This is a genomic window from Bradyrhizobium sp. USDA 4454, from assembly GCF_054822705.1.
In genome coordinates, this window is the sequence record NZ_JBTRCN010000001.1 from 796,831 (window position 1) to 820,403 (window position 23,573).

A 23,573-nucleotide genomic window follows, 5' to 3' on the forward strand; every position below is an offset into this window, starting at 1 on the left:
AGTCGACATTCAAGGCCCGGAGCCTGACCGAAATGGACTCCTTCGAACTCAACAAAATCCTCGGTGCGGTTCTTGGCACCTGCATCGTCGTCCTGGTGATGAGCTTTACCGCCGGATCGGTGTTTTCGGCCAAGCAGCCTGAGAAGCCGGGTTTTGAGATCGCGGTGAAGGAAGAGACCCATGGCGGTGGCGGCGAGGCCGCAGCCGCGCAGTCCGAGCCGATCGAGAAGCTGCTGCAGACCGCCTCCGCCGAGAAGGGCGCCGCGGCCGCCAAGAAGTGCCAGGCCTGCCATACCTTCGAGAAGGGCGGCCCCAACCGCGTCGGTCCGAACCTGTTCGGCGTCGTCGGCGAGAAGAAGGGCGAGGGCCGCGGCTTCAATTTCTCGGCCGCGATGAAGGGTAAGGGCGGCGAGTGGACCTTCGACGACCTCAACAAGTTCCTGACCAACCCGAAGGGCTTCATCCCGGGCACCGCGATGGGCTTCGCCGGCGTTCCCAAGGACAGCGAGCGCGCCGACATCATCGCCTATCTGAATTCGAACTCGGAGCATCCGGCTCCGCTCCCGACCGCCTCGAAGTAGCGATTTGTCCTGCGATCATATGCAGATGACGGCCAGGCAATGCCTGGCCGTTTTCGTATGCGGAACGCTCACCCACGATCAGGGTTTGCAGGACTGCGATCGAGACGTTTCGCCGCACCGGATCGGTTCCGGCCTGGCCATCATTAGGAAAAAGCAACGTAAATGGTCGAACCGTTGCCGTATATTGAGGTCCATCTAGGCGGGGTCAGCAACAGGAATTCCGAATTTGGCAATCACCCGACGACACCTCCTTCAAGGCAGCGCACTGGCGGCGATGGCTCCGGCGCTCGGATTGAACTCTGGCGTGTCAGCGATCACGCCGGCACTCGCCGACGACGGCCCGAACGGACTGAAATGGCGGCACGGGTTGTCGCTCTTTGGCAACGTCAAATACCCGGCTGACTTCAAGCGATTTGACTACGTCAATCCCGATGCACCGAAGGGTGGCCTTGTCCGGCAGATCGCGATCGGCACTTTCGATAATTTCAACATCGTCGTCTCGGGCGTGAAAGGCTCCGTCGCAGGCAGTGTCGCCCTCATCTATGAATCGCTCACGGCGCCCTCGCTCGACGAGGTCTCGACGGAATACGGCTCGCTGGCGGAGGCGGCAAGCCATCCCGACGACTTCTCCTATGTCGTTTACCGTCTGCGCCCTCAAGCAAAGTGGCACGATGGAGCACCGGTCACCCCGGAAGACGTGATCTTCTCGCTCAACGCCTTCAAAACGCATCACCCGATGTTTTCCGCCTATTACAGCCATGTGGTGAGAGCGGAGAAGCGTGGCGATCGCGAAGTGAAGTTCGTGTTCGACATGCCGGGCAACCGCGAATTGCCGCAAATCGTAGGGCAACTGACGATTTTGCCCAAGCACTGGTGGGAAGGCACTGATGGTCAAGGCCATCAGCGCGATATCTCCGCGACAACGCTGGAGCCGCCGCTCGGGTCGGGGCCGTATCGGATCAAGGAGTTCGTCGCAGGACGAACCGTGACGCTGGAGCGTGTCAAGGACTATTGGGCGCGCGACCTCGCGATCAATGTCGGACGAAACAACTTCGATGAGCTTCGCTACGAGTACTTCAGGGACCCGACGGTTGCGATCGAGGCGTTCAAGGGCGATCAGATCGATTGGCGGCTGGAGAACAGCGCGAAGGCATGGGCGACTGCCTATAATTTTCCGGCCGTCACCGAGAAGCGTGTGGTGCTGGAAGAGTTTCCGAACCGCAGTTCGGGCATCATGCAGGCCTTCGTCCCCAATCTGCGCCGGCCCAAATTTGGCGATGCGCGTGTTCGCCGCGCGCTGAACTACGCGTTCGACTTCGAGGAGGTCAACAAGCTGCTGTTTTTCGGCCAATACAAGCGCATCGTCAGCTACTTTGATGGCGCTGACGAGTTGATGGCCACCGGGCTGCCGCAAGGCAAGGAACTTGCGATCCTTGAATCTGTGCGTGATCAGGTTCCAGCCGAAGTATTCACATCGGTCTATAGCAACCCGGTCGGCGGCAATCCCGACGCGGTGCGCGAGAATCTTCGCGAAGCATCACGCCTGCTCAAGGAGGCAGGCTACGAAATACGAGACCGCAAGCTCGTGGATTCCAAGAGCGGAGAGCCGTTCTCCATAGAACTGTTGAGCGAGGATCCGAATTTCGAAAGGATCATGCTGGCATATAAGCCAGCACTCGAGCGGCTTGGGTTTTCGATCACCGTGCGCACGATTGATCCAATCCAATACGAGAATCGGCTTCGCAGTTGGGATTTCGACATCGTGGTCGCGTCTTGGGGGGAATCTCTGTCACCCGGGAACGAGCAGCGGGAATACTGGGGATCGAAGGCCGCAGACAACGCCGGATCGCGCAATATCGCCGGCATCAAGAGCCCGGTGATCGACAAGCTGATCGAACGGGTGATTTTTGCGACGGATCGCGAGGATCTCGTCGCAGCGACAAAAGCGCTCGACCGGGTGCTATTGTGGAACCATTACGTTGTCCCGCAGTGGAATTATCCGAAAGTGCGCACAGCGCGCTGGGATCGCTTCGGCCGTCCGGCAGAGTTGCCCAAATACGGCCAATCGGGATTCCCCGCGATCTGGTGGTACGACGCTGACAAGGCGGCGAAGCTCAAGCGTTCATAGATCGAAGGATTCGCGCATGGGGTTGTTCACCCGTCGGCACGCACTCGGCCTCGGCATCGGTGCGTTGAGTGCTGCAGGCTTGCGTGCTGCGCCGGCAGCGGCCGACAACGGAACCGAGATGCACGGCATGTCGGTGTTCGGCGACCTGAAATACCCGGCGGATTTCCGGCAGTTCGACTATGTCAACCCGAAGGCCCCGAAGGGTGGCGCGTTCTCGACCATCCCTTCCACCCGTGCCTACAACCAGTCCTTCTTTACGTTCAGTTCCTTCAATGCCTACATCCTCAAGGGCGAAGGCGCAAAGGGCATGGAGATGACCTTCGATTCGCTGATGGCGCGCGCGGCCGACGAGCCCGACGCGATGTACGGCCTGGCGGCAAAATCGGTCTCGATTTCACCCGACAAGCTCGCCTACCGGTTCACGATACGGCCCGAGGCGCGTTTTCACGACGGATCGAAGCTGACTGCACAGGATGTCGCCTTCTCGCTCAACACGCTGAAGGAAAAGGGTCATCCGTTGATCATAGTTCAGCTGCGTGATTTCGTGAAGGCCGAGGCGCCGGACGATAGCACTGTGATCGTGACCTTCGCGCCCAACCGCGCGCGTGATGTGCCGCTTTACGTTGCAGGCCTGCCGATCTTCTCGAAGGCGTTTTATGCGACCCGGCCATTCGATGAGTCCACGCTCGAAGTGCCGCTCGGCTCAGGGCCTTACAAAATCGGCAAGTTCGAGGTCAACCGTTACGTCGAGTATGATCGTGTTAAGGATTGGTGGGCCGCTGATCTCCCGGTCAACCGCGGCAATTACAATTTCGACACCGTGCGCTACGAATTCTACCGCGATCGCGATGTCGCGTTCGAAGGCTTCACGGGCAAGAGTTATCTCTTTCGCGAAGAATTCACGGCCCGCGTCTGGGCGACGCGGTATGATTTCCCCGGCATCAAGGACGGACGGGTCAAGCGCGAAACGTTGCCGGACGAGACGCCGTCCGGTGGCCAGGGCTGGTTCATCAACACCCGTCTCGACAAGTTCAAAGACCCGCGTGTCCGAGAGGCGTTGATCTATGCCTTCGACTTCGAATGGACCAACAAGACCATCATGTATGACGCCTACGCGCGGAGCGTCTCGCCGTTCCAGAACTCGGACATGGTGGCGAACGGACTGCCTTCGCCGGAGGAATTGAAGCTGCTCGAACCGTTCCGCGGTCAGGTGCCGGACGAGGTATTCGGCGAGCCCTTCGTGCCGCCGGTGTCCGACGGATCGGGACAGGACCGCGCGCTCCTGCGCAAGGCGACGCAACTGCTCAACGAAGCGGGATGCGTGGTCAAGGATGGCAAGCGGTGGTTGCCCAACGGTGAGCCGCTTACGATCGAGTTCCTGCTCGATGAGCCGACGTTCCAGCCGCATCACGCCAGCTTCATCAAGAATCTCAAGCCGCTTGGCATCGATGCCAATATCCGGCAGATCGACGCCGTGCAGTATCGCGCGCGCGTCGAGGCTTTCGATTTCGAGGTGACGACCGAGCGTATATCGATGTCGGCGACGCCGGGTGACAGTCTGCGGCCTTATTTCTCGTCCCAGGCTGCGGCCACCAAGGGCTCCTACAATCTGGCGGGCGTTGCGAATCCGGCCATCGACGCGTTGATCGAAAAAGCTATCGCTGCCGACACGCGGGCAGAGTTGACCTTCGCCTGCCGTGCGCTCGATCGCGTCTTCCGCGCCGGCCGCTACTGGGTGCCGCAATGGTATTCCAACCGGCATCGGGTCGCCTATTGGGATCAGTTCGGGCATCCAGAGAAGCCGGCGAAATACACCCAGGGCGTCGGTGCGCCGGAGAACTGGTGGTACGATGCGGCCAAGGCCGCGAAGCTCGAGCAGGCGAAATAGCCGATGAGCGCCTATATCGCCCGACGTATCCTCCTGATGCTGCCGACGCTGCTCGGCATCCTGTTCGTCTCCTTCGTGGTCGTGCAGTTTGCTCCCGGCGGTCCGGTCGAGCGTGTGATCGCGCAGATCAACGGCGCCGACACCGGCGGCACCTCGCGGGTGTCGGGCGGCGGCGGCGATTTCGGCGCGCAGCGCGGCCAGGGCGGCGCAGCGGGCGGTGCGATCAATTCGAAATATCGCGGCGCACAGGGGCTCGACCCCGACTTCATCAAGAAGCTCGAGGTGCAGTTCGGCTTCGACAAGCCGGCGCCGGAGCGGTTCGCGCTGATGGTCTGGAATTTCGCGCGCTTCGACTTCGGCCAAAGCTATTTCCGCAGCGTCAGCGTGATCCAGCTGATTAAGGAAAAGCTGCCGGTCTCGATGTCGCTCGGCATCTGGATGACGCTGCTCACCTATTTGATCTCGATTCCGCTCGGCATCCGCAAGGCGGTCAAGGATGGCTCGCGGTTCGACACCTGGACGTCCGCGGTGATCATCATCGGCTTCGCGATCCCCGGCTTCCTGTTTGCGATCCTCCTGATCGTGCTGTTCGCCGGCGGCTCGTTCCTCAATATCTTTCCGCTGCGCGGCCTAACTTCAGACGGCTGGGCGCAATTCCCCTGGTACTGGAAGATCATCGATTATTTCTGGCATCTGACGCTGCCGCTGGTATCGATGGCGCTCGGCGCCTTCGCCACCATGACGCTGCTGACCAAGAACTCGTTCCTCGACGAGATCCGCAAGCAATATGTGATGACCGCGCGCGCCAAGGGCTGCAGCGAGCGCCAGGTGCTGTACGGCCACATCTTCCGCAACGCTATGCTGATCGTGATCGCGGGCTTCCCGGGCGCGTTCATCCACGCGTTCTTCTCGGGCTCGCTCTTGATCGAGACCATCTTCTCGCTCGACGGGCTCGGCCTGCTCGGCTTCGAGAGCGTCTTGAACCGCGATTATCCGGTGGTGTTCGGAACGCTGTTCATCTTCTCGCTGGTCGGACTGGTGGTCAATCTGCTGTCCGACCTCGCCTATATGTGGATCGATCCGCGGATCGACTTTGAAGCGCGGGAGGTGTGATGACGCTGCTCGCGCCCCAGCCGGTCGAGACCTCGACGCAATCGCCCCTCGGCGAAGCGGTGCCCGCCACGCACCACGGTTTTTCGCCGTCGCCGCTGAACAAGCGGCGCTGGCAGAACTTCAAGGCGAACCGGCGCGGCTACTGGTCGTTCTGGATTTTCCTCGCCTTGTTCGTGGCCTCGCTGTTTGCCAATTTCATTGCCAACGACAAGCCGCTGGTGATCAAGTATGACGGCAAGCTCTACTGGCCGGTGGTGTTCACCTATGCCGAGACCACCTTCGGCGGCGACTTCGAGACCGCCGCCGATTATCGCGATCCCTATTTGCAGAAGCAGATCGCCGCCAAGGGCGGCCGCATGATCTGGCCGCCGATCCGCTACTCCTACGACAGCCGCAACCTCGACCCGCCGACGGCGGTGCCGTCGAAGCCGACCTGGCTTCTGACCGAAGAGCAGTGCAAGGACGTGGTGAAGCGGAAGGGACTGACCGGCTGCCGCGACCTCGAATACAACTGGCTCGGCACCGACGATCAGGGCCGCGACGTGGTCGCGCGGCTGATCTACGGCTTCCGCATCTCGGTGCTGTTCGGCCTGACGCTGACCATCCTGTCCTCGATCATCGGCATCGCAGCCGGCGGCGTGCAGGGCTATTTCGGCGGCTGGACCGACCTGATCTTCCAGCGGCTGATCGAGATCTGGACCGCGATTCCCTCGCTCTATCTGCTCCTGATCATCTCGGCGGTGTTGCCGCCCGGCTTCTTCATCCTGCTCGGCATCCTCTTGCTGTTCTCCTGGGTCTCGCTGGTCGGTCTCGTCCGCGCCGAATTCCTGCGCGGCCGCAACTTCGAGTACATCCAGGCCGCGCGCGCGCTCGGCGTCTCCAACGGCGTGATCATGTTCCGCCATCTCTTGCCCAACGCGATGGTCGCGACCATGACGTTCCTGCCCTTCATCGTCTCGTCCTCGGTGATGACGCTGACGGCGCTGGACTTCCTTGGCTTTGGCCTGCCGCCCGGCTCGCCCTCGCTCGGTGAACTGCTGTCGCAGGGCAAGGCCAATGTGCAGGCGCCGTGGCTCGGTCTCACCGGATTCTTCTCGGTCGCGATCATGCTGTCGCTGCTGATCTTCATCGGCGAAGCCGCGCGCGACGCCTTCGATCCGCGCAAGACGTTCTCGAAGGGCTGACGGATGGACGCGATCAACCAGCCTCTGCTCGATGTCCGCGACCTCTCGGTCGCCTTCGGCCGCTCGCTCGCGGTCGACGGCATCTCGTTCTCGATCAAGCGCGGCGAGTGCGTCGCGTTGGTCGGCGAATCCGGCTCGGGAAAATCCGTCAGCGCGCTGTCGGTGCTGAAGCTGTTGCCCTATCCGACGGCATCGCATCCGTCAGGCGCGATCCGCTTCCGCGGCCGCGATCTCCTGACCGCCTCCGACCAGGAGATGCGCGAGGTCCGCGGCAATGACATCTCGATCATCTTCCAGGAGCCGATGACCTCGCTCAATCCGCTCCAGACCATCGAGACCCAGATCGGCGAGATACTGTCGCTGCACAGGGGCGTCAGTGGCGCGGCGGCGCGGGCGCGGACGCTGGAACTGCTCGGCCAGGTCGGCATCCCCGAGCCGGAGACCCGGCTGAAGAGCTATCCGCACCAATTGTCCGGCGGCCAGCGCCAGCGTGTGATGATCGCGATGGCGCTTGCCAACGAGCCGGACCTCTTGATCGCGGACGAGCCGACCACGGCGCTCGACGTCACCGTGCAGGCGCAGATTCTGGCCTTGCTGGCCGAGATCCGCGCGCGGCTCGGCATGAGCCTGCTGTTCATCACCCACGATCTCGGCATCGTGCGCCGCATCGCTGACACGGTCTGCGTGATGAACAACGGCAAGATCGTCGAGCAGGGCCTGGTCGAGCAGGTCTTCACCGCCCCGCAGCATGCCTATACCAAGGCACTGCTGGCCGCCGAGCCGAAGCCCGATCCGGCGCCGCCGCAGCCGGGCGCGCCGGTCGTGATGTCGGCGGACAATCTCAAGGTCTGGTTTCCGATCAAGCGCGGGCTGCTGCGTTCGACCGTCGGCCACATCAAGGCGGTCGATGGCGTCAGCCTCGCGGTGCGCAAGGGCGAGACGCTCGGCGTGGTCGGCGAATCCGGCTCGGGCAAGACCACGCTTGGGCTCGCGCTGCTCCGGCTGATCTCCTCCGACGGCCCGATCGTGTTCCTCGGCAGCGACATCCAGGGCCTGCGCTTCAAGCAGATGCGGCCGTTCCGCCGCGACATGCAGATCGTGTTCCAGGACCCGTTCGGCTCGCTCAGCCCGCGCATGTCGGTCGCCGACATCATCGCCGAGGGGCTTGAGGTGCACCAGAAGCAGCTGTCGCGCGCCGAGCGTGAGGCGCGGGTGATCAAGGCCATGAAGGATGTCGGCCTCGATCCGGACTGGCGCTTCCGCTACCCGCACGAATTCTCCGGCGGCCAGCGCCAACGCATCTCGATCGCGCGCGCGGTGGTGCTGGAGCCGAATTTCGTCGTGCTGGACGAGCCGACCTCGGCGCTCGACATGCTGCTGCAGGCCCAGATGGTCGATTTGCTGCGCGACCTGCAGCGCAAACGCGATCTCACCTACATGTTCATCTCGCACGATCTACGCGTGGTCGCCTCGCTCGCGAGCCATCTGATCGTGATGAAATCCGGCAAGGTCGAGGAGGAGGGGCCGGCCTCCGAGCTGTTCAAGAACCCGAAGAGCGACTACACCCGCGCGCTGTTCGCCGCCGCGTTCCGCATCGAAGCGGCCGGCGATGGGTCGGTGGCGACGTAGCAACCTCTCGTCATTCCGGGGCGCGCGAAGCGCGAGCCCGGAATCCATTCATCCACCGAGCGGGCGGCCCAATGGATTCCGGGCCCGGCGCTCCGCGCCGCCCCGGAATGACGGGGCTAGAGCCGCTTGATCGCCACGACATCGCTGCCGGCAGCCTTGATCCTTGCGATCGCGGCCTGCGTGTTCTCGACCACCGTCGCCATGTGATGCGCGTTGGCGTGCACGATCGTCGTCGCATCGCGCGCGATGGCGACATGACCCTTCCAGAAGATCAGGTCGCCGCGCTGCAGGTGTTTCGCTTCCGCTGACGTCAATTCGCGGCCGAGTCCGTCCTGCTGCATGTCGCTGTCGCGCGGGCAGCCGGTGCCGGCGGCGGTCAGCGCGATCTGCACCAGGCCGGAGCAGTCGATGCCAAGGCTCGACTTGCCGCCCCAGAGATAGGGCGTGCCGACGAATTGGTCGGCGACCGCGACGAAATCCGCTGCCATCGCGTCGAGCGGCGCGAGATGCTGGCGCGGCAGGTGCCAGCCCCCGCGGGTCAGCGCGAAAACCCCGTCCTCGCGGAGGATCGTAAGCTTGCTCCCCATCGCCAGCGCCTCGACCGGCGGCAGCTTGATCGACGGTCCCGGAAACGCCAGCGTGCGCAGCGCGGTCACCTTGTGCGTCGGTGTCGCGCCGGGCTTGGTCAGGGCCGCGTCGGGAATCCAGCCGACATAGCCGTCATCGGCCAATTGGCCCCAGGCCCAGCCTTCGCCGTTGCGATCGTAGATCGTGACGCGCTCGCCGCGCAGTGCCTGCGTCATCTGTTCGGCATCGGCCGCGGGCGCCCGGCGCAGCGGCGCGATGGCATCACGAACCTCGAACAGCGTGCCGTCGACGAAGCGCGCCGCCTTGATCTTGCCCTCGAGATATTTCGCGGCGAGGTCGGCGCGGGCCGGCGTCAGTCTGGCGTCATGCATAGCGCTGGCTCAGCAATTTGTAGATCGCGCGCGCCGCCTGGCACTCGCCGCCTTCGGGGCGGCCCGGCTTTGCCGACGGCGTCCAGCCATAGATGTCGACATGAAGCCAGCTCCGCGCGCGCTCGACAAAGCGCTGCAGGAACAGCGCGCAGGTGATCGAGCCCGCGAAACCGCCCGACGGCGCGTTGGTGATATCGGCGGTCTTGGAATCGAGCCAGGCATCGTAGGCCGGCCACAGCGGCAGCCGCCACAGCGGATCGTTCTCGCTTGTCGCGTGAGCGGCGACGTCGGCGGCGAGCGCCTCGTCATTGGTGTAGAACGGCGGCAGGTCCGGGCCCAGCGCCACCCGCGCCGCACCGGTCAGCGTGCCCAAATCGACCAGCAGATCCGGCGTCTCCTCGTCGGCCAGCGCCAGCGCGTCGGCGAGCACCAGCCGTCCCTCGGCGTCGGTATTGCCGATCTCCACCGTGATGCCCTTGCGCGACCTGAAGATGTCGAGCGGGCGAAACGCATTGCCGGCAACCGCGTTCTCGACCGCCGGGATCAGCACCCGCAGCCGCAGCTTCAGCCTGGCGTCCATCGCCATCTGCGCCAGCGCCAGCACGTTGGCGGCGCCACCCATGTCCTTCTTCATCAGCAGCATGCCGCTCGACGGCTTGAGGTCGAGCCCGCCGGTGTCGAAGCAGACGCCCTTGCCGACCAGCGTCACCTTCGGATGGGCCGGATCGCCCCAGCAGAGCTCGATCAGCCGCGGCGCGCGCGTCGAGGCCATGCCGACGGCGTGGATCAGCGGAAAATTCTGCGCGAGCTCGTCGCCCTCGATGCAATTGAAGGCGGCGCCGAACCGGCTGGCGAGATCGCGCGCCACCTCGGCGAGCTCGGCCGGGCCCATGTCGTTGGACGGCGTGTTGATGAGGTCGCGCGCCAGCGCCGCGGCATCCGCCATCCGCGCGATCTCGGCGGCGTCGATACCGTCGGGCGGCACCAGGCGGACCTCGGGGGCGTTATTCTTGCGATAGCGGCCGAAGCGATAGCAGCCCAGCGCGAAGGCGAGCGCGGAGAGCCGCGTGTCATGCGGCGCGTTGGCGAAGCGGTAGACGCCGGGCGGCAGCAGGCCGGGCAGCGCGCCGGGCCGGAACGGATCGCGCGCCTTGTGGTCGGCGTCCTCGAGGCCGAACAGCACCTGCGCGATGCCGCCATCTGGCGCCGGCAGAACGAGGAGTTTGCCGGGCTTGGCCTCGAAGCGGTTCGCCTCGGCGAACTGGCGCGCCGGTGCCGGCAGCTCGTTGCGGACCGCATCCCAAGTCGCCTTGGTGACGAAGGTGATCGGCGTGACGGCGGTCGTAGGGGCGGTCTCGAACACGGATGGCATGCGGCTCTCGGCTGTTCTGGCGTCGTGGCTGGTGACTACACGCCTTTCATGGCGGATGGTAGCGCGGCCGTGGTCACAAGGCCTTGCAGAATCGGAACCGGCGCGCCGGTCGCGCGTGCCGCCAGTTAACCAGACGTTAGGGTTAACAGTCTATTGCTGGCACGCTCGGTTGCAGCCATTCGCCCGATTTCGTGAGTCACAGTGCCATGCGTCGACAGTCCCATTTGACCCGGCATCTCGCTTCCGCGGCCTTCGTGGCGGTCCTCGCCGCAGGGCTTGGCGGCTGCCAGACCATGTCCGACGTGACGGGATCGATCGCGTCCCGCTCGGACCCCACACCCGCCACGCCCGATGATCCGCGCCGCGCCGCCGAGGTCTATGGCGAGCGCTATCGCAAAAATCCCAAGGATGCCGAGGCCGCAATCGCTTATGGCCAGGCGCTGCGCATGACCGGACAGCGCTCGCAGGCCTGCGCCGTGCTGGAGCAGGCGACCATCGCCAGCCCCGGCAACAAGGCGCTGCTCGCGGCCTATGGCCGGGCGCTGGCCGACAACGGCAATTCGCAGGCCGCGTTCGACGTGCTGAGCCGCGCGCACAGCCCGGACAATCCGGACTGGCGGATCCTGTCGGTGCAGGGAACCACGCTCGACAAGTTGAACCGGCACGAGGAAGCGCGGCGCTATTACGCCAGCGCGCTGCGGCTGGCCCCGGACGAGCCGTCGGTGCTGTCCAATCTCGGCCTGTCCTACATGCTGACCAAGGAATTGCCGAAGGCGGAAGAGACGCTGCGCCAGGCCTATGCCAGCGCCCGCGCCGACACGAGGATCCGGCAGAACCTCGCGCTCGTCGTCGGCCTGCAGGGCCGCTTCGCGGAGGCCGAGACGATCGTCAAGGCCGACCTGCCGGCAGACGAGGCGGCGGCCAACGTCGCCTATCTCCGCGACATGCTGAACCGCAAGGATGGGCCGAAGACCGCATCGCGCGCCGCGCCTGTCGTCGCCAAGGACGATTAAGCCAACACGGCAACTTCCAAACCTCCCCTTGAAATGGGGGGTCGCTTTGCTCGTGAGAGCAAAGTGGGTGGGGATCATCTCTCGCGGATATGGTATCGCCTACGGCTGACCCCCATCCCGACCTTCCCCCTTGCAGGGGGAAGGAGAAGGCGGCCGGCGCAACCGCGCAAACTCAGTGCATCGTGGCGATCTTGATGTAGGACGGCCCGAGGATCACGATGAACAGGCAGGGCAGGAAGAACAGGATCATCGGCACCGTCAGCTTGGGCGGCAGTGCCGCCGCCTTCTTCTCGGCCTCGTTCATGCGCATGTCGCGGTTTTCCTGCGCCATCACCCGCAGGCTCTGGCCGAGCGGCGTGCCGTAGCGTTCGGATTGCTGCAAGGCCATGCACACCGACTTCACGCCCTCGAGCCCGGTACGCCGCGCCAGGTTCTCATAGGCGGTCTTGCGGTCCTGCAAATAGGACAGTTCCGCGGTGGTCAGCGCGAACTCCTCCGACAGCGCGATCGACTGTCCGGCGATCTCGTTGGCCACCTTGCGGAACGCGACCTCGACCGACATGCCCGATTCGATGCAGATCAGCAGCAAATCCAGCGAATCAGGAAAGGCGCGCTTGATCTGGAGCTGGCGCTTGGAGATCGCATTCTTCAGGAACAGCATCGGCGCTTGCAGGCCGGCATAGGCCGCGGCGACGCAAATGCCGATCTTGATCGTGAGCGACCAGCCGGCGCCCGCGATGAAGAACGTATAGATGATGGCGCCGAGCAGCAGCACGATCGGCGTCACCGCACGGGCGAACAGGAAGGTGACGTAGGGAGCGTGGCCGCGATAGCCCGCCATCACGAGCTTCTCGAGCGCTGCTTCCTGGGCCAGCCATTTGGTGAGGTTGAGATCGTCCACCACCCTGGAGACCACCTGCTTCGGCGTCTGCCGCAGCGCCACCTTCTCGGTCTTGGAGAGACGGTCGCGCTCGCGCTGCCGGAGCCGCTCGCGTTCGCTGGCCACCGCCTTCATGCGCTTGTTGAGATCGCCGCCGGCGAGCAGCGGCATCACCATCGTGTAGACCGTGGCGCTTGCCGCGAAGAAGGCAAGCAGCATGGTCATGAACCTGACGTCGTGGAGCTTGGCAACCAGAATATCAATCATGCTGCACCGTCAGAAATCGAAGTTGATCATCTTCTTCATCACCAGGACGCCGCACGTCATCCAAAGCGCGCAGGCGACCAGCATCAGCTGGCCCATCGAGTTGGTCCAGAGCAGGGCGATGTAGTCCGGCGTGGTCAGGAACACGAGGATCATCACGATCGGCGGCAGCGAGCCGATGATGCCGGCCGAGGCCTTCGCTTCCATCGACATCGCCTGGATCTTCTCGGCCATCTTCTTGCGGTCGCGCAGCACCCGCGACAGATTGCCGAGCGCTTCCGACAGGTTGCCGCCGGACTTCTGCTGGATCGCGATCACGATGCCGAAGAAGTTCGCCTCTGGCAGCGGCATGCGTTCGTAGAGCCGGGCGCAGGCGTCGCCGAGCGGCATGCCGATCGCCTGGGTCTCGATGATCGCGAGAAATTCGCTGCGCAGCGGCTCCGGCGCGTCGTTGACTACAGCCTTGAGCGATTCGAACAGCGGCAGACCGGCCTTGATGCCGCGCACGATGACGTCGACGGCATCGGGCAGCGCTTTCAGGAAGGCCTTCTCCCGCCGCTTCTTCAGGAAGCCGAGCAACCAGCGCGGCAGGCCGAGACCCATCGCAAAGCCGATGCCGGCCGCGCCGAGCAGGCCGCCGCCGATCATGAACGCGACGCCGAACCCGAACAGGCCGAGGGCGCCGGAGATCATCCAGAATTTCTGCTCGGACCATTCCAGCCCGGCCTGCGAGATGCGCATGCCGAGCGGGACTTTCTTGTCCTTCTGCCGGCGCGCCTCGAGCTCCTTCAACGATCCTTCGACCTGCTCGCGGCGCGAGCGTTGCGTGCGGTCGGCCGTCCGGGTCGTCGAGGGCTCGCTGCGCGCCACCGATGCGCGGCGCGACTCGGCCTTCTTCTCTCCCGAGAGGTAGGGATACAGGAAGACCCAGGCGAGGCCACCCACGGTGGTGGCGGCGAGGAAGGCGAGGGCAAGGATTTGCATCTGCATCCGGCGTCTCCCTAGACCGGCGCGGGTGCGTCGGAGGCGTCCAGCGCCGCCGCCAGCCGCTTCTCTTCATTGTAGTAGCGGGCACGCTCCCAGAAACGCGGCCGGCCGATGCCGGTCGAGCGGTGCTTGCCGATGATCTTGCCGTTGGCGTCTTCCCCGATCACGTCGTAGAGGAAGATATCCTGGGTGATGATGGTGTCGCCTTCCATGCCCATCACCTCGGTGATGTGGGTGATGCGGCGCGAACCGTCGCGCAGGCGCGCGGCCTGCACGATGATGTCGACCGAGGCGCAGATCATCTCGCGAATGGTCCGCGACGGCAGCGAGAATCCGCCCATGGTGATCATGGATTCGCAGCGCGACAGCGCTTCGCGCGGATTGTTGGCGTGCAGCGTGCCCATCGAGCCGTCATGGCCGGTGTTCATCGCCTGCAACAGGTCGAACGCCTCGGGTCCACGGACTTCGCCGACGATGATCCGCTCTGGGCGCATACGCAGGCAGTTGCGCACCAGTTCGCGCATCGTCACCTGGCCTTCGCCCTCGATGTTCGGCGGCCGGGTTTCCAGCCGCACCACATGCGGCTGCTGCAGCTGAAGTTCGGCGGCGTCTTCGCAGGTGATGATGCGTTCGTCGTGCTCGATATAGTTGGTCAGGCAGTTCAGCAGCGTGGTCTTGCCCGAGCCGGTACCGCCGGAGATGATCACGTTGCAGCGGACCCGGCCGATGATCTGCAGGATGGTCGCCCCTTCCGGCGTGATGGCGCCGAACTTGACGAGCTGCTCCAGCGTCAGCTTGTCCTTCTTGAATTTGCGGATGGTGAGCGCGGGGCCGTCGATCGCCAGCGGCGGAACGATGGCGTTGACGCGCGAGCCGTCGGCGAGGCGGGCGTCGCAGATCGGCGAGGATTCGTCGACGCGCCGGCCGACCTGGCTGACGATGCGCTGGCAGATGTTGAGCAGTTGCTGGTTGTCGCGAAAGCGGATTCCGGTCCGCTGGATCTTGCCGGCGACTTCGATGAACACAGTGCCCGCGCCGTTGACCATGATGTCGGCGATGTCGTCGCGCGACAGCAGGGGCTCGAGCGGGCCGTAGCCCAGCACGTCGTTGCAGATGTCGTCGAGCAGCTCTTCCTGCTCGGCGATCGACATCACGATGTTCTTGATCGCGATGATCTCGTTGACGATGTCGCGGATTTCCTCGCGCGCCGATTCGCTGTCCAGCTTGGCAAGCTGGGCCAGGTCGATCGCCTCGATCAGGGCGCCGAAGATCGTCGCCTTGACCTGGTAGTAGTTGTCCGAGCGGCGGGTCTCGACGGCGGGAGCGGGCGGCGGCTTGCTCGGCGCCAGCGGCGGCGATGAGATCGTCGGTGCCGCGGACTCGCGCGGCATGGTCGACGGGCCGGCAGGCTCCGGCGTCTGAAAAGCGGGCTTGGGTGCCCGCATGTCCCCATCGTTTCCGCTACGCTTACCAAACACGACGTCTTGACTCCATGCGGACCACTATTTGGACCGCAGCTTTTCGAGCAGGGGCGACAGGAAGGACCCCCTCGGCTTCTTGGTCTCGCCGCGGCCTGTCAGCCGCTGCGCCATCTGCAGGAACAGCTCCACCGCGCGGTGATTGGCGGAAATCTCCGCGATCATCTGGCCGTTATTGGGCGGCCGAGCCGAAGATCTGCGGATCGAACGGGATGGCCGCGATCGGCTGGCTTTCGATCGCCTTGGCGAACTCGCCGGCCGCGATCTCCGGCCGCTTCGGCACGCCGACCTGGTTCAGGCAATACAGCGGCGCGCGGTCGTTCGGCCGCGACGCCTTCAACAGGTCGAACATGTTCTTGGCGTTGCGCAGATTGGCGAGGTCGGGCGCCGCCACGATCAGGATGTCGTCGGCCGCGATCAGCGCGCGCTTGGTCCAGCCGGACCATTGATGCGGCACGTCGAGCACGATGCAGGGCATCGTGGTGCGCAGCGTATCGAAGATCGCATCGAACGCCTCGGCGCCGAAATCATAGACCTTGTCGAGCGTCGCCGGTGCCGCCAGCAGGCTCAGATGGTCGGTGCATTTCGACAGCAGGCGGTCGACGAAGGCGGTATCGACGCGGTCCGGCGAGAACACGGCATCCGCGATGCCCTGCGCCGGGTCCTGGTTGTAGTTGAGCCCGGCGGTGCCGAACGCGAGGTCGAGGTCGGCGACCACGGAATCCAGCGCCAGATCGCGGGCGATCGCCCAGGCGACGTTATGCGCGATCGTCGAAGCGCCGACGCCGCCCTTCGCGCCGACCACGGCGACGATGCGGCCGACCGCCTTGGCTTCCGGCGCCGAGAACAGGTTGCAAACCGCGCGCACCACGTCGATCGCATGCGCCGGCGCGATCACGTAGTCGCTGACGCCGCGGCGCACCAGCTCGCGATACAGCGTGACGTCGTTGACCCGGCCGATCACCACCACCCGGGTGCCGGCGTCGCACACCGTGGCAAGCTGATCGAGGCCGGCCAGCACGTCGCTGCGGCCCTCGGTCTCGAGGATGATGACGTTGGGTGTCGGCGCGGAGCGATAGGCCTCGATGGCGGCGGCCATGCCGCCCATCTGGATCTTGAGGTGGGCCTTGGCCAGCCGGCGATCCTCGCCGGCCGACTGGACCGCGGCGGCGGTCTCGACCGTTTCGCAGAACGCCTGCACGGAAACCCGCGGCGCCGGAGCAATATGGTCGTCCACGGCCTGCGGCGGGACGTCCGTCTGCTCTTCGGAGTTTTGCTGCGCGTAGGTTATCATTTTCCGGTGTCGCTTAGCTTGGCCCTGTCGGACTCGGGATAATTCGTGGCGGTGGCGGTGCCCTTGCGATATTTGTCGAAGGCGATACTGCGACGCGCCGTGTAGGCAGGGGTCTCCGCGCGCGGCTGCACGAGGTCAGTCGGGTCCTCGACCATGGCCGCGAGGTTGCGCTGATTGGCGCAGCCGAAATTGTAATACTGCTTGTTCTGGGTGTAGGACCCGTTGTGGATCGACGGTCCGAGATCTTCCGGCCAGAGACCGCACGGTCCGGCGACCGCCTTCATCTTCGGATAGTTGACGCGGATCGCGGGCATCTGGCGCGGATCCTCGGGACGATATTTGCGGACCACGATCCCGCGCGGCGGCACGCCGGCGGCGGCGAAGGTCGCCTGGATTTCGCGCAGCGATTCCTGGGCGGCGCGTGCGTTCGGCGTGTCGGCGGGAACGTCGATGGTGACGGCGCCGGTGCCTTCGCGCATCCAGTCCTGCGCCATCCCCATCACCTCGGCGCGCTGCTCGGCGGTCAGGCCGCCGCGGCTGCGCCCGACAAAGACCACGATCGAGCGATCGCCTTCGGTGACCGCGATCGGATGACGCTCGCGATAGTCGGCCGGCGAGTTCACCATCGCAAGGCTGTTGTCGGCGGCGTGCTGGCAGGCGCCGAGCGTCATGGCAAGGCCGACCAGCGCGGCAGCCAGGCCGATGCTGCGCTTGTGTTTGGCGGGTGTCCTGGATGTGGTCTGTGTCATCGTCCGCTCAGTCGGTAATGAAGCCGTAGGTGCCGCGGTAATTCCGCGCCGGCTCGGTGGTGCGGCCGGGCACGCCGTAGATGCGATTGAGGCTGCCCAGCAGGTCGGCCTGCGGATCGGCGGCGTTGGCGAAGCCGTCATCCGGACGCGACAGGTCCTTCTGCGCCACCGCGCGGACGACATAGGGCGTCACCAGCACCATCAGTTCGGTCTGGTTGTTGACGAAGTCGCGGCTGCGGAACAGCGTGCCGAGCACCGGCAGCGACGCCAGCCCGGGCAGACCGTTGATCGCCTGCTTGGTCTGGTCCTGGATCAGCCCGGCCATCGCCATCGAGCCGCCCGAGGGAATTTCCAGCGTGGTTTCGGCGCGGCGGGTCTTGATCGAGGGGATCGTCGTTCCATTGGCGCCGCCGGTCAGCGAGTTCTCGGTCGAGACTTCCGACACTTCGGTCATCACGCGCAGGCTGATCCGTCCCTCGGTCAGCACCACCGGCGTGAAGTTGAGCGAGATGCCGAATTTCTTGAAGCTGACGGTCTGAACGCACTGTCCGATCGCGCCTGACGTCGTGGTCTGACAGGTCACGCCGGTCGGAATCGGGAATTCGCCGCCCGAGATGAAGGTCGCCGATTCGCCCGAGATCGCGGTCAGGTTCGGTTCGGCGAGCGTCCGCACGACCCCGGCGCTCTCCATGGCGCGGATCGTCGCCGATACCGACGATCCGAACGACGTGGTGATCGCGTTGCCGGGCACCAGCGGAGCATTGTTTGCCGTGAACGGGTTGGCGTTGTTGAACTTCACCACGGTGGTGCCGTAATTGAGGTTCGCCGTGAGGTCGATGCCGAGCTGCTTGATCAGGCTGCGCGAGACTTCGGCAACGGTGACTTTCAGCATCACCTGGTCGCGGCCGCGAACCGCGATGGAGTTCACGACCTTGTCGGCGCTGCCGACCAGCCGCGTCGCGATGTCGGCGGCCTGCTGCGCCTCGATCGGGCTCGCCGCGCTTCCGGTCAGCACGACGCCCTCGCCGACGCCCTCGATCTGGATATCGGCATTCGGCAGCGCCGCCCGCAGCGCCGCGCGCACGCCGTTGAGGTCGCGCTTGACCGCGATGTCATAGGCCGCGATCTGCTGCCCGGCTGCGTCGAAGAACACGATGTTGGTCTGGCCGACCGCCGCGCCGATGATGTAGGCGCGTTGCGCCGAGCGGACCACGGCGTTGGCGATCTTGGGATCGGCGACCAGCACGTCCTTGATGTCCCTCGGCAAGTCGATCACGATCGATTTGCCGACGCCGAGTGCGAGGAAGCGGGCATTCATCTGGCCGCCATCGGCCGACGCGGCAGGGGCAGGCGCGGCGCGGTAGTCGCTTGCGATCACCGGCGTCAGCGCCGGGTTGAGCGTAAACGCCGTGATGGCCGAGAACGACAAAGCGCGGACCATGAAGGCCCGCATTGTCCGTTGAGTTGCCCCGCCCATCATCACGTGTATCCTCATGGTCACTTCTGCATCGTTGCCTGGTTGGCAACGCCAAAGCGGATGACGTTGATCGTCTCGCCGCGCCTACGGGTGTCGTCGGTCTTGGTCTCTGGCGCGTTGTTGTCGGCGATGCTGCGCAGCGCCAGCGACAGGACGCCGCTCTGGCGCGCGCGCGCCAGCGTCTCGGTCTGTTCGGGCTTCAGCTCCAGCGTCACCGTCTTGCCGATCAGTGCGTTGGTGCCGTCCTTCTCCTTCGGCGCCTGGTCGATCGCGAGCACGCGAACGTTGGTCAGGATGACCTCGGAGTTGACGATGTCGGCGCCGTTGCGGTCCGGATTCTTGTCCCGCTTGGAGAGCAGGACGTCGACCCGGTCGTTCGGCAGGATGAAGCCGCCGGCGCCGGTCTCGGGCGAGATTTCGGTCGATACCGCCCGCATGCCGGAGGGCAGGATCGCGGCCATGAAGCCGCTGCCGTCGGCCTTGACCAGCTTCTGTTCACGAATCGGTTCACCCTGGATGAACGGGGCGCGTGCGATCGAGCCGGTGACGTCCTTGATGGCGTCGGCGTTGCTGTCCTTGCGCATGAAGCTGGCGCTGGCGGTCGCCGCCGGCCAGGTCTGCCACTGCACATCTTCGGGCTTCACCGCCTGGCCGAGGCCGATGTCGGTGCGCGCGACCAGGATGTCGACGGTCGGCAACTGCGCGACCGGCGGAGGAGCCACCGGCTTGTCCTCGCCTCCGCTTGCCAAATAGAGCGCCGCAATGCCGGCGCAGCCTGCAATTGCCAAGACCAGAATGCGGGCCCTATCCATTACGCTTCACTTTCCACATGACGCCGCGACGCTGCCGCCGCCGTGATGGGAGTTGACCAGCTATTCGTCAAAGCATGGTTAATGAGGCGTATCTAAATCGCCTTAACGGGCCGTTACCGCCCGCCTTTTCAGCCCATTGCGAAGTGCGCGAGATCGATCGTCTTGATCCAATCCGTCTCGGGATAGATCAGGAGGGCGCCGAGGGCGAGGGCGATGCCGTAGGGGATTCCGGTCTGCTTGTCGTGCAGGCGGCTCAGCCAGGCCTGGGACGCGAGCGGATAGGGCAGCGGCCATTGCCGCAGTTGCAGCAGCAGCACGGTCAGCGCCCCGCCGAACAGCGACGCGAACACCAGATAGGGGAGCAGATGCTCGAACCCGAACCACAGGCCGGCCGCCGCCGCGACCTTGGCGTCGCCGCCTCCGACCCAGCCCATCGCGAACATGCCGAACGCCACCACCAGCACCAGCGCGCCGGCGCCGGCATGGGTGAGGATCTCGTGGACGCCCATCCCGGTCAGCGGCGCCAGCACGAAGAAGCCGGCCACCAGCGCCAGCGAGATCCGGTTCGGGATCGTCATGGTCAACAGATCGCTCGCCGCCGCGAAGGCCATCAGGGCCGGAAACAGCATCAAGCGGGCGATGTCGAGGATCATGGATTCATGCCGTCAAGCTGGAGCTGCGGTCGAGACCCGACGCTAGCGGCCAATGGTGAACAATCGGGAAAGGATCGCCGGCGTCTGCAACAACGGCGGCCGATTGCCCCGACAAATAGCAAAGGTCCCGGGGTTGCCGGGACCTTTGATGCGAATTCGTCGGAACCGGCTTACTTCAGCGAACCCGAGATCGAGTTGAAGGTACCCGAGAGCTTCGAGCCGACGCCGTTGACTGCGGCGATGATCGCGATGGCGATGCCGGTGGCAATCAGGCCGTACTCGATGGCGGTCGCGCCGGACTCGTCCTTCACGAAGCGCGAAACGAGGTTCTTCATAAAATCACTCCTGTGTACACGTGGCTGGTCGAACTAGGTTTGGTCTCGCCGGCGTTCTCAGCACCGTGACCATGGCGGCACCCTACGGTTGGACGATTTCGGTGCAGTTAATTTGATTGCATAAACTCCAGGGGAACCCGCAGTTGTTGCGCACAGTAAATTTCGGATTAAGCGGCCCGCTAAAATTGCGCATTGTTGCCGGATCGACAGCTGCCGGCATCTATTCACGGCTCCTTAAGCGCACAGCTATAGTCATGAGGCTTCCGTGAAATGAGGCTGCCAATGTCCACCCTTCCGATCGAAGTCATCGAGATGCTCGGCCAGACGATGATGCGGGTGGTGCCGATCACGATCGCGCTGGCACTGTTCTTCACGGTGCTCACTCATTACTGGGCCTGCAATCCCGGCAAGCCGTGGTGGCAGAAGCGCGAGCTCGTCACGGACATCTGCTACTGGTTCTTCGTGCCGGTGTTCGCCCGCGTGCTGCGCATCGGTCTGCTGGTGGTCGGCGCGGCCGCGGTCTTCAACGTGCACGGCGCCGACGAGCTGATCGCGTTCTATGAGAACGGGCACGGCCCGCTGGCGCAGCTGCCGCTCTGGCTGCAATCGATCATCTTCCTGGTCGCTTCCGACTTCATGCTGTACTGGCTGCACCGGATGTTTCACGGCGGCGCGTTCTGGAAGTATCACGCCATTCATCACTCCTCCGAGGATCTCGAATGGATCTCGGCGGCGCGCTTCCATCCCGTCAATCTGCTGATTGGCACGATCACGGTCGACGTCATCCTGCTGATGGCCGGCATCTCGCCGAACATCATGCTGTGGGTCGGCCCGTTCACCACATTCCACTCGGCATTCGTGCACGCCAATCTGAACTGGACGCTCGGCCCGTTCAAATATGTGATCGCGACGCCGGTGTTTCACCGCTGGCACCACACCGCGCTGGAAGAAGGCGGCGACACTAATTTCGCCGGCACGTTTCCGCTCTGGGATATTCTGTTCGGAACGTTCCGGATGCCCGAAGGCAAGCTGCCGGACGATTACGGCGTCGACGCCGAGCAGGGCGTGCCGGCGGAAATCGGCGGACAGCTGGCCTATCCGTTCCGGCACTGACGTCATCAACCGGTCTGTGTCCGCATGAACGCTGAGACCGCAGCCATCCCGCAGGCCAGGACCTCCGTATTCGCCGAGGTCCCGGCCTGGTTCTGGATGGCGTGCGGCGTCTATGCGCTGCTGCTGATCGTCGGCGACCGGCTGCTCGCCGATTCCGACACCTACTGGCAGATTGCCGTCGGCCGCTGGATCCTCGACCGCCACGCGCTGCCGTCGGTCGACATCTATTCTTTCACCAAGGCGGGCGAGCCATGGGTGTCGTCGTCCTGGCTGGCGCAGGTGCTGTTCGCGAAAGCTTACGAGCTTGCCGGCTGGACCGGGCCCGCGGCGCTGGCCGCGGCCTGCGGCGCCGCCACCTTTGCGCTGCTCACCGCCATCCTCAGCCGCGCCTTGCCGGCGATCCATGCGAGCCTGATCGCGCTCGTCGCGCTGGTGCTGACATGCGGGCATCTGCTCGCCCGTCCGCATGTACTGGTGCTGCCGATCATGCTGGTCTGGGCGAACGGCCTGATGGTTGCCAGCGAACGCCGCGCGGCGCCCTCGTTCTGGCTGCTGCCGCTGATCGCGCTCTGGGCCAATCTGCATGGCGGCTTCCTGTTCGGGCTGGTGCTGGCCGGTGCCTTCGCGCTCGACGCGCTGTGGAATGCCGCGCCGGCGCAACGGTTGCCGCTGGCGCTGCGCTGGGCGGCATTCGGCGCCGGCGCGCTGGCCGCGTGCTGCGTCACGCCCTATGGCTGGGGTTCGATCCTGGCCTCGCTGAAGATCCTGAACCTCGGTGAGCTGCTGCAGCTCATCGCGGAGTGGATGCCGGCGAATTTCAGCCAGGTCGATGCGTTCGAGCTGTCGATCCTCGGCCTGATCGGTGCCGCGCTCTATTGCGGGGTGAAGCTGCCGCTGCCGCGGATCGCCCTGGTGCTGGGCCTGCTGCACATGGCGCTGTCCCATGTCCGAAATCTCGAGCTGTTCGCTCTGCTGCTGCCGCTGGCTGCGCTGACGCCGGTGGCAACCCAATTCGGCCTGCGCGGCGCGAGCGCCGTCCGGCTGAAGGCCGTGCCGGCGGCGATGCTGATTGCTGCGCTGTGCTTCGCGACCGCGATCGTTGCGGCGCGCCAGACCATATCGCCGCCGCCGATCCATTCGCCCGCTGCCGCGGTCGACGCGCTGAAGGCGCATAACGCGCGGCGCGTGCTCCACGATCTGCAGTTCGGCGGCTATCTAATCTCGCGCCAGGTGCCGGTGTTCGTCGACGGCCGGGCCGAGCTCTACGGCGAAAAGTTCGAGATCGATTACTACCGTGCGCTCCAGCTCAAGGACGTCGGCGGCTTGCTCGATCTGCTCGAGGCCTACGACATCGATGCGGTGATGCTCGACCCGGCGACGCCGGCCTCCAAATTCCTCGATCACATCGACGGTTGGCGGCGCCTCTACGCCGACGATCGCGTCGTGATCCATGTGCGTCCGGCCGGCTAGGCCGTGGCTGTCCCGGCGGGATCGGTTTTTCTCCGGGGATTACGAGGCCGCTGACTGATCGCGGAAGTCGCGACATCCGCGCAATTCGGCGGTCGATTTTTCCTCTTCTTAAATGAATTGCCGTCAGATTTGGCAGCGTCGGGCGCCGGTCCGCTGCGTATCGTTTTTGCCGGCTCGTTCACGTCCCGGGGTAG

The 23,573-nt window shown here is 64.8% G+C and carries 19 protein-coding genes and 1 pseudogene; 9 read left to right on the forward strand and 11 right to left on the reverse strand.

Annotated elements, in window-relative coordinates; translation table 11 throughout:
* Positions 1-32 precede the first annotated feature (32 nt).
* From ACVIW0_RS03625 to ACVIW0_RS03650, 6 genes are all read left to right on the forward strand, one after another.
* A complete protein-coding gene (locus ACVIW0_RS03625) occupies positions 33-581 on the forward strand; it encodes a c-type cytochrome (RefSeq protein ID WP_461351085.1) in 549 nt (182 codons plus the stop codon).
* Between the two features lie 226 nt (positions 582-807).
* A complete protein-coding gene (locus ACVIW0_RS03630) occupies positions 808-2,709 on the forward strand; it encodes an extracellular solute-binding protein (protein WP_461351086.1) in 1,902 nt (633 codons plus the stop codon).
* A 16-nt stretch (positions 2,710-2,725) separates the two neighbouring features.
* Positions 2,726-4,597 carry an extracellular solute-binding protein gene (locus tag ACVIW0_RS03635; protein WP_461351087.1) on the forward strand — a complete coding sequence of 624 codons (1,872 nt, stop codon included), beginning with the start codon at positions 2,726-2,728 and terminating at the stop codon, positions 4,595-4,597.
* Positions 4,598-4,600: 3 nt separating this feature from the next.
* Positions 4,601-5,710 (forward strand): microcin C ABC transporter permease YejB, encoded by a 1,110-nt coding sequence (locus ACVIW0_RS03640; protein WP_461351088.1) that lies wholly within the window; start codon positions 4,601-4,603, stop codon positions 5,708-5,710.
* Positions 5,710-6,894, forward strand: a complete 1,185-nt coding sequence (locus ACVIW0_RS03645; RefSeq protein WP_461351089.1) for an ABC transporter permease — start codon at positions 5,710-5,712, stop codon at positions 6,892-6,894. Before ACVIW0_RS03640 ends, ACVIW0_RS03645 begins: the two co-directional genes overlap by 1 nt.
* A gap of 3 nt (positions 6,895-6,897) precedes the next feature.
* Positions 6,898-8,523 carry an ABC transporter ATP-binding protein gene (locus tag ACVIW0_RS03650; protein ID WP_461351090.1) on the forward strand — a complete coding sequence of 542 codons (1,626 nt, stop codon included), beginning with the start codon at positions 6,898-6,900 and terminating at the stop codon, positions 8,521-8,523.
* Between the two features lie 116 nt (positions 8,524-8,639).
* Here ACVIW0_RS03650 and ACVIW0_RS03655 read toward each other — a convergent pair whose 3' ends face one another.
* Entirely contained in the window at positions 8,640-9,482 is an 843-nt protein-coding gene (locus ACVIW0_RS03655; protein WP_461351091.1) for a C40 family peptidase, read from the reverse strand.
* Positions 9,475-10,854 (reverse strand): leucyl aminopeptidase family protein, encoded by a 1,380-nt coding sequence (locus ACVIW0_RS03660; protein WP_461351092.1) that lies wholly within the window; start codon positions 10,852-10,854, stop codon positions 9,475-9,477. Before ACVIW0_RS03660 ends, ACVIW0_RS03655 begins: the two co-directional genes overlap by 8 nt.
* A 206-nt stretch (positions 10,855-11,060) precedes the next feature.
* Here ACVIW0_RS03660 and ACVIW0_RS03665 point away from each other — a divergent pair, with 206 nt between their 5' ends.
* A complete protein-coding gene (locus tag ACVIW0_RS03665; protein WP_461345377.1) occupies positions 11,061-11,867 on the forward strand; it encodes a tetratricopeptide repeat protein in 807 nt (268 codons plus the stop codon).
* A 172-nt stretch (positions 11,868-12,039) separates the two neighbouring features.
* On the opposite strand, the gene ACVIW0_RS03670 is transcribed toward ACVIW0_RS03665, so the two are convergent.
* The 9 genes and pseudogenes from ACVIW0_RS03670 to ACVIW0_RS03710 all read right to left on the reverse strand — a co-directional run bounded on the left by ACVIW0_RS03670 (position 12,040) and on the right by ACVIW0_RS03710 (position 20,796).
* Positions 12,040-13,014 (reverse strand): type II secretion system F family protein, encoded by a 975-nt coding sequence (locus ACVIW0_RS03670; protein ID WP_461351093.1) that lies wholly within the window; start codon positions 13,012-13,014, stop codon positions 12,040-12,042.
* A gap of 9 nt (positions 13,015-13,023) precedes the next feature.
* Complete coding sequence (locus ACVIW0_RS03675) at positions 13,024-14,001, reverse strand: type II secretion system F family protein (protein ID WP_461351094.1); 978 nt, start codon at positions 13,999-14,001, stop codon at positions 13,024-13,026.
* An 11-nt stretch (positions 14,002-14,012) separates the two neighbouring features.
* Positions 14,013-15,476, reverse strand: coding sequence for a CpaF family protein (locus ACVIW0_RS03680; RefSeq protein ID WP_461351095.1), 1,464 nt, complete (start codon positions 15,474-15,476; stop codon positions 14,013-14,015).
* A gap of 24 nt (positions 15,477-15,500) precedes the next feature.
* Positions 15,501-16,770, reverse strand: a pseudogene (locus ACVIW0_RS03685) (AAA family ATPase).
* The gene (locus tag ACVIW0_RS03690; protein WP_461351096.1) at positions 16,767-17,519 is read right to left on the reverse strand and encodes a CpaD family pilus assembly protein; all 753 of its coding nucleotides are present in this window, start codon (positions 17,517-17,519) and stop codon (positions 16,767-16,769) included. Before ACVIW0_RS03690 ends, ACVIW0_RS03685 begins: the two are co-directional and overlap by 4 nt.
* 7 nt (positions 17,520-17,526) lie before the next feature.
* The gene (locus tag ACVIW0_RS03695) at positions 17,527-18,972 is read right to left on the reverse strand and encodes a type II and III secretion system protein family protein (protein ID WP_461357235.1); all 1,446 of its coding nucleotides are present in this window, start codon (positions 18,970-18,972) and stop codon (positions 17,527-17,529) included.
* A 44-nt stretch (positions 18,973-19,016) separates the two neighbouring features.
* A complete protein-coding gene (cpaB, locus tag ACVIW0_RS03700) occupies positions 19,017-19,808 on the reverse strand; it encodes a Flp pilus assembly protein CpaB (protein ID WP_461351097.1) in 792 nt (263 codons plus the stop codon).
* A gap of 128 nt (positions 19,809-19,936) precedes the next feature.
* Entirely contained in the window at positions 19,937-20,461 is a 525-nt protein-coding gene (locus tag ACVIW0_RS03705) for an A24 family peptidase (RefSeq protein WP_461351098.1), read from the reverse strand.
* A 170-nt stretch (positions 20,462-20,631) separates the two neighbouring features.
* On the reverse strand, positions 20,632-20,796 hold the full coding sequence (locus ACVIW0_RS03710) for a Flp family type IVb pilin (protein WP_139480303.1): 165 nt from the start codon (positions 20,794-20,796) through the stop codon (positions 20,632-20,634).
* Between the two features lie 282 nt (positions 20,797-21,078).
* Here ACVIW0_RS03710 and ACVIW0_RS03715 point away from each other — a divergent pair, with 282 nt between their 5' ends.
* Both ACVIW0_RS03715 and ACVIW0_RS03720 read left to right on the forward strand, forming a co-directional pair.
* Positions 21,079-21,909: a sterol desaturase family protein gene (locus tag ACVIW0_RS03715; protein ID WP_461351099.1), complete on the forward strand. Its 831-nt coding sequence runs from the start codon at positions 21,079-21,081 to the stop codon at positions 21,907-21,909.
* A gap of 24 nt (positions 21,910-21,933) precedes the next feature.
* Positions 21,934-23,379 carry a hypothetical protein gene (locus ACVIW0_RS03720; RefSeq protein ID WP_461351100.1) on the forward strand — a complete coding sequence of 482 codons (1,446 nt, stop codon included), beginning with the start codon at positions 21,934-21,936 and terminating at the stop codon, positions 23,377-23,379.
* The last annotated feature ends 194 nt before the right edge of the window (positions 23,380-23,573 follow it).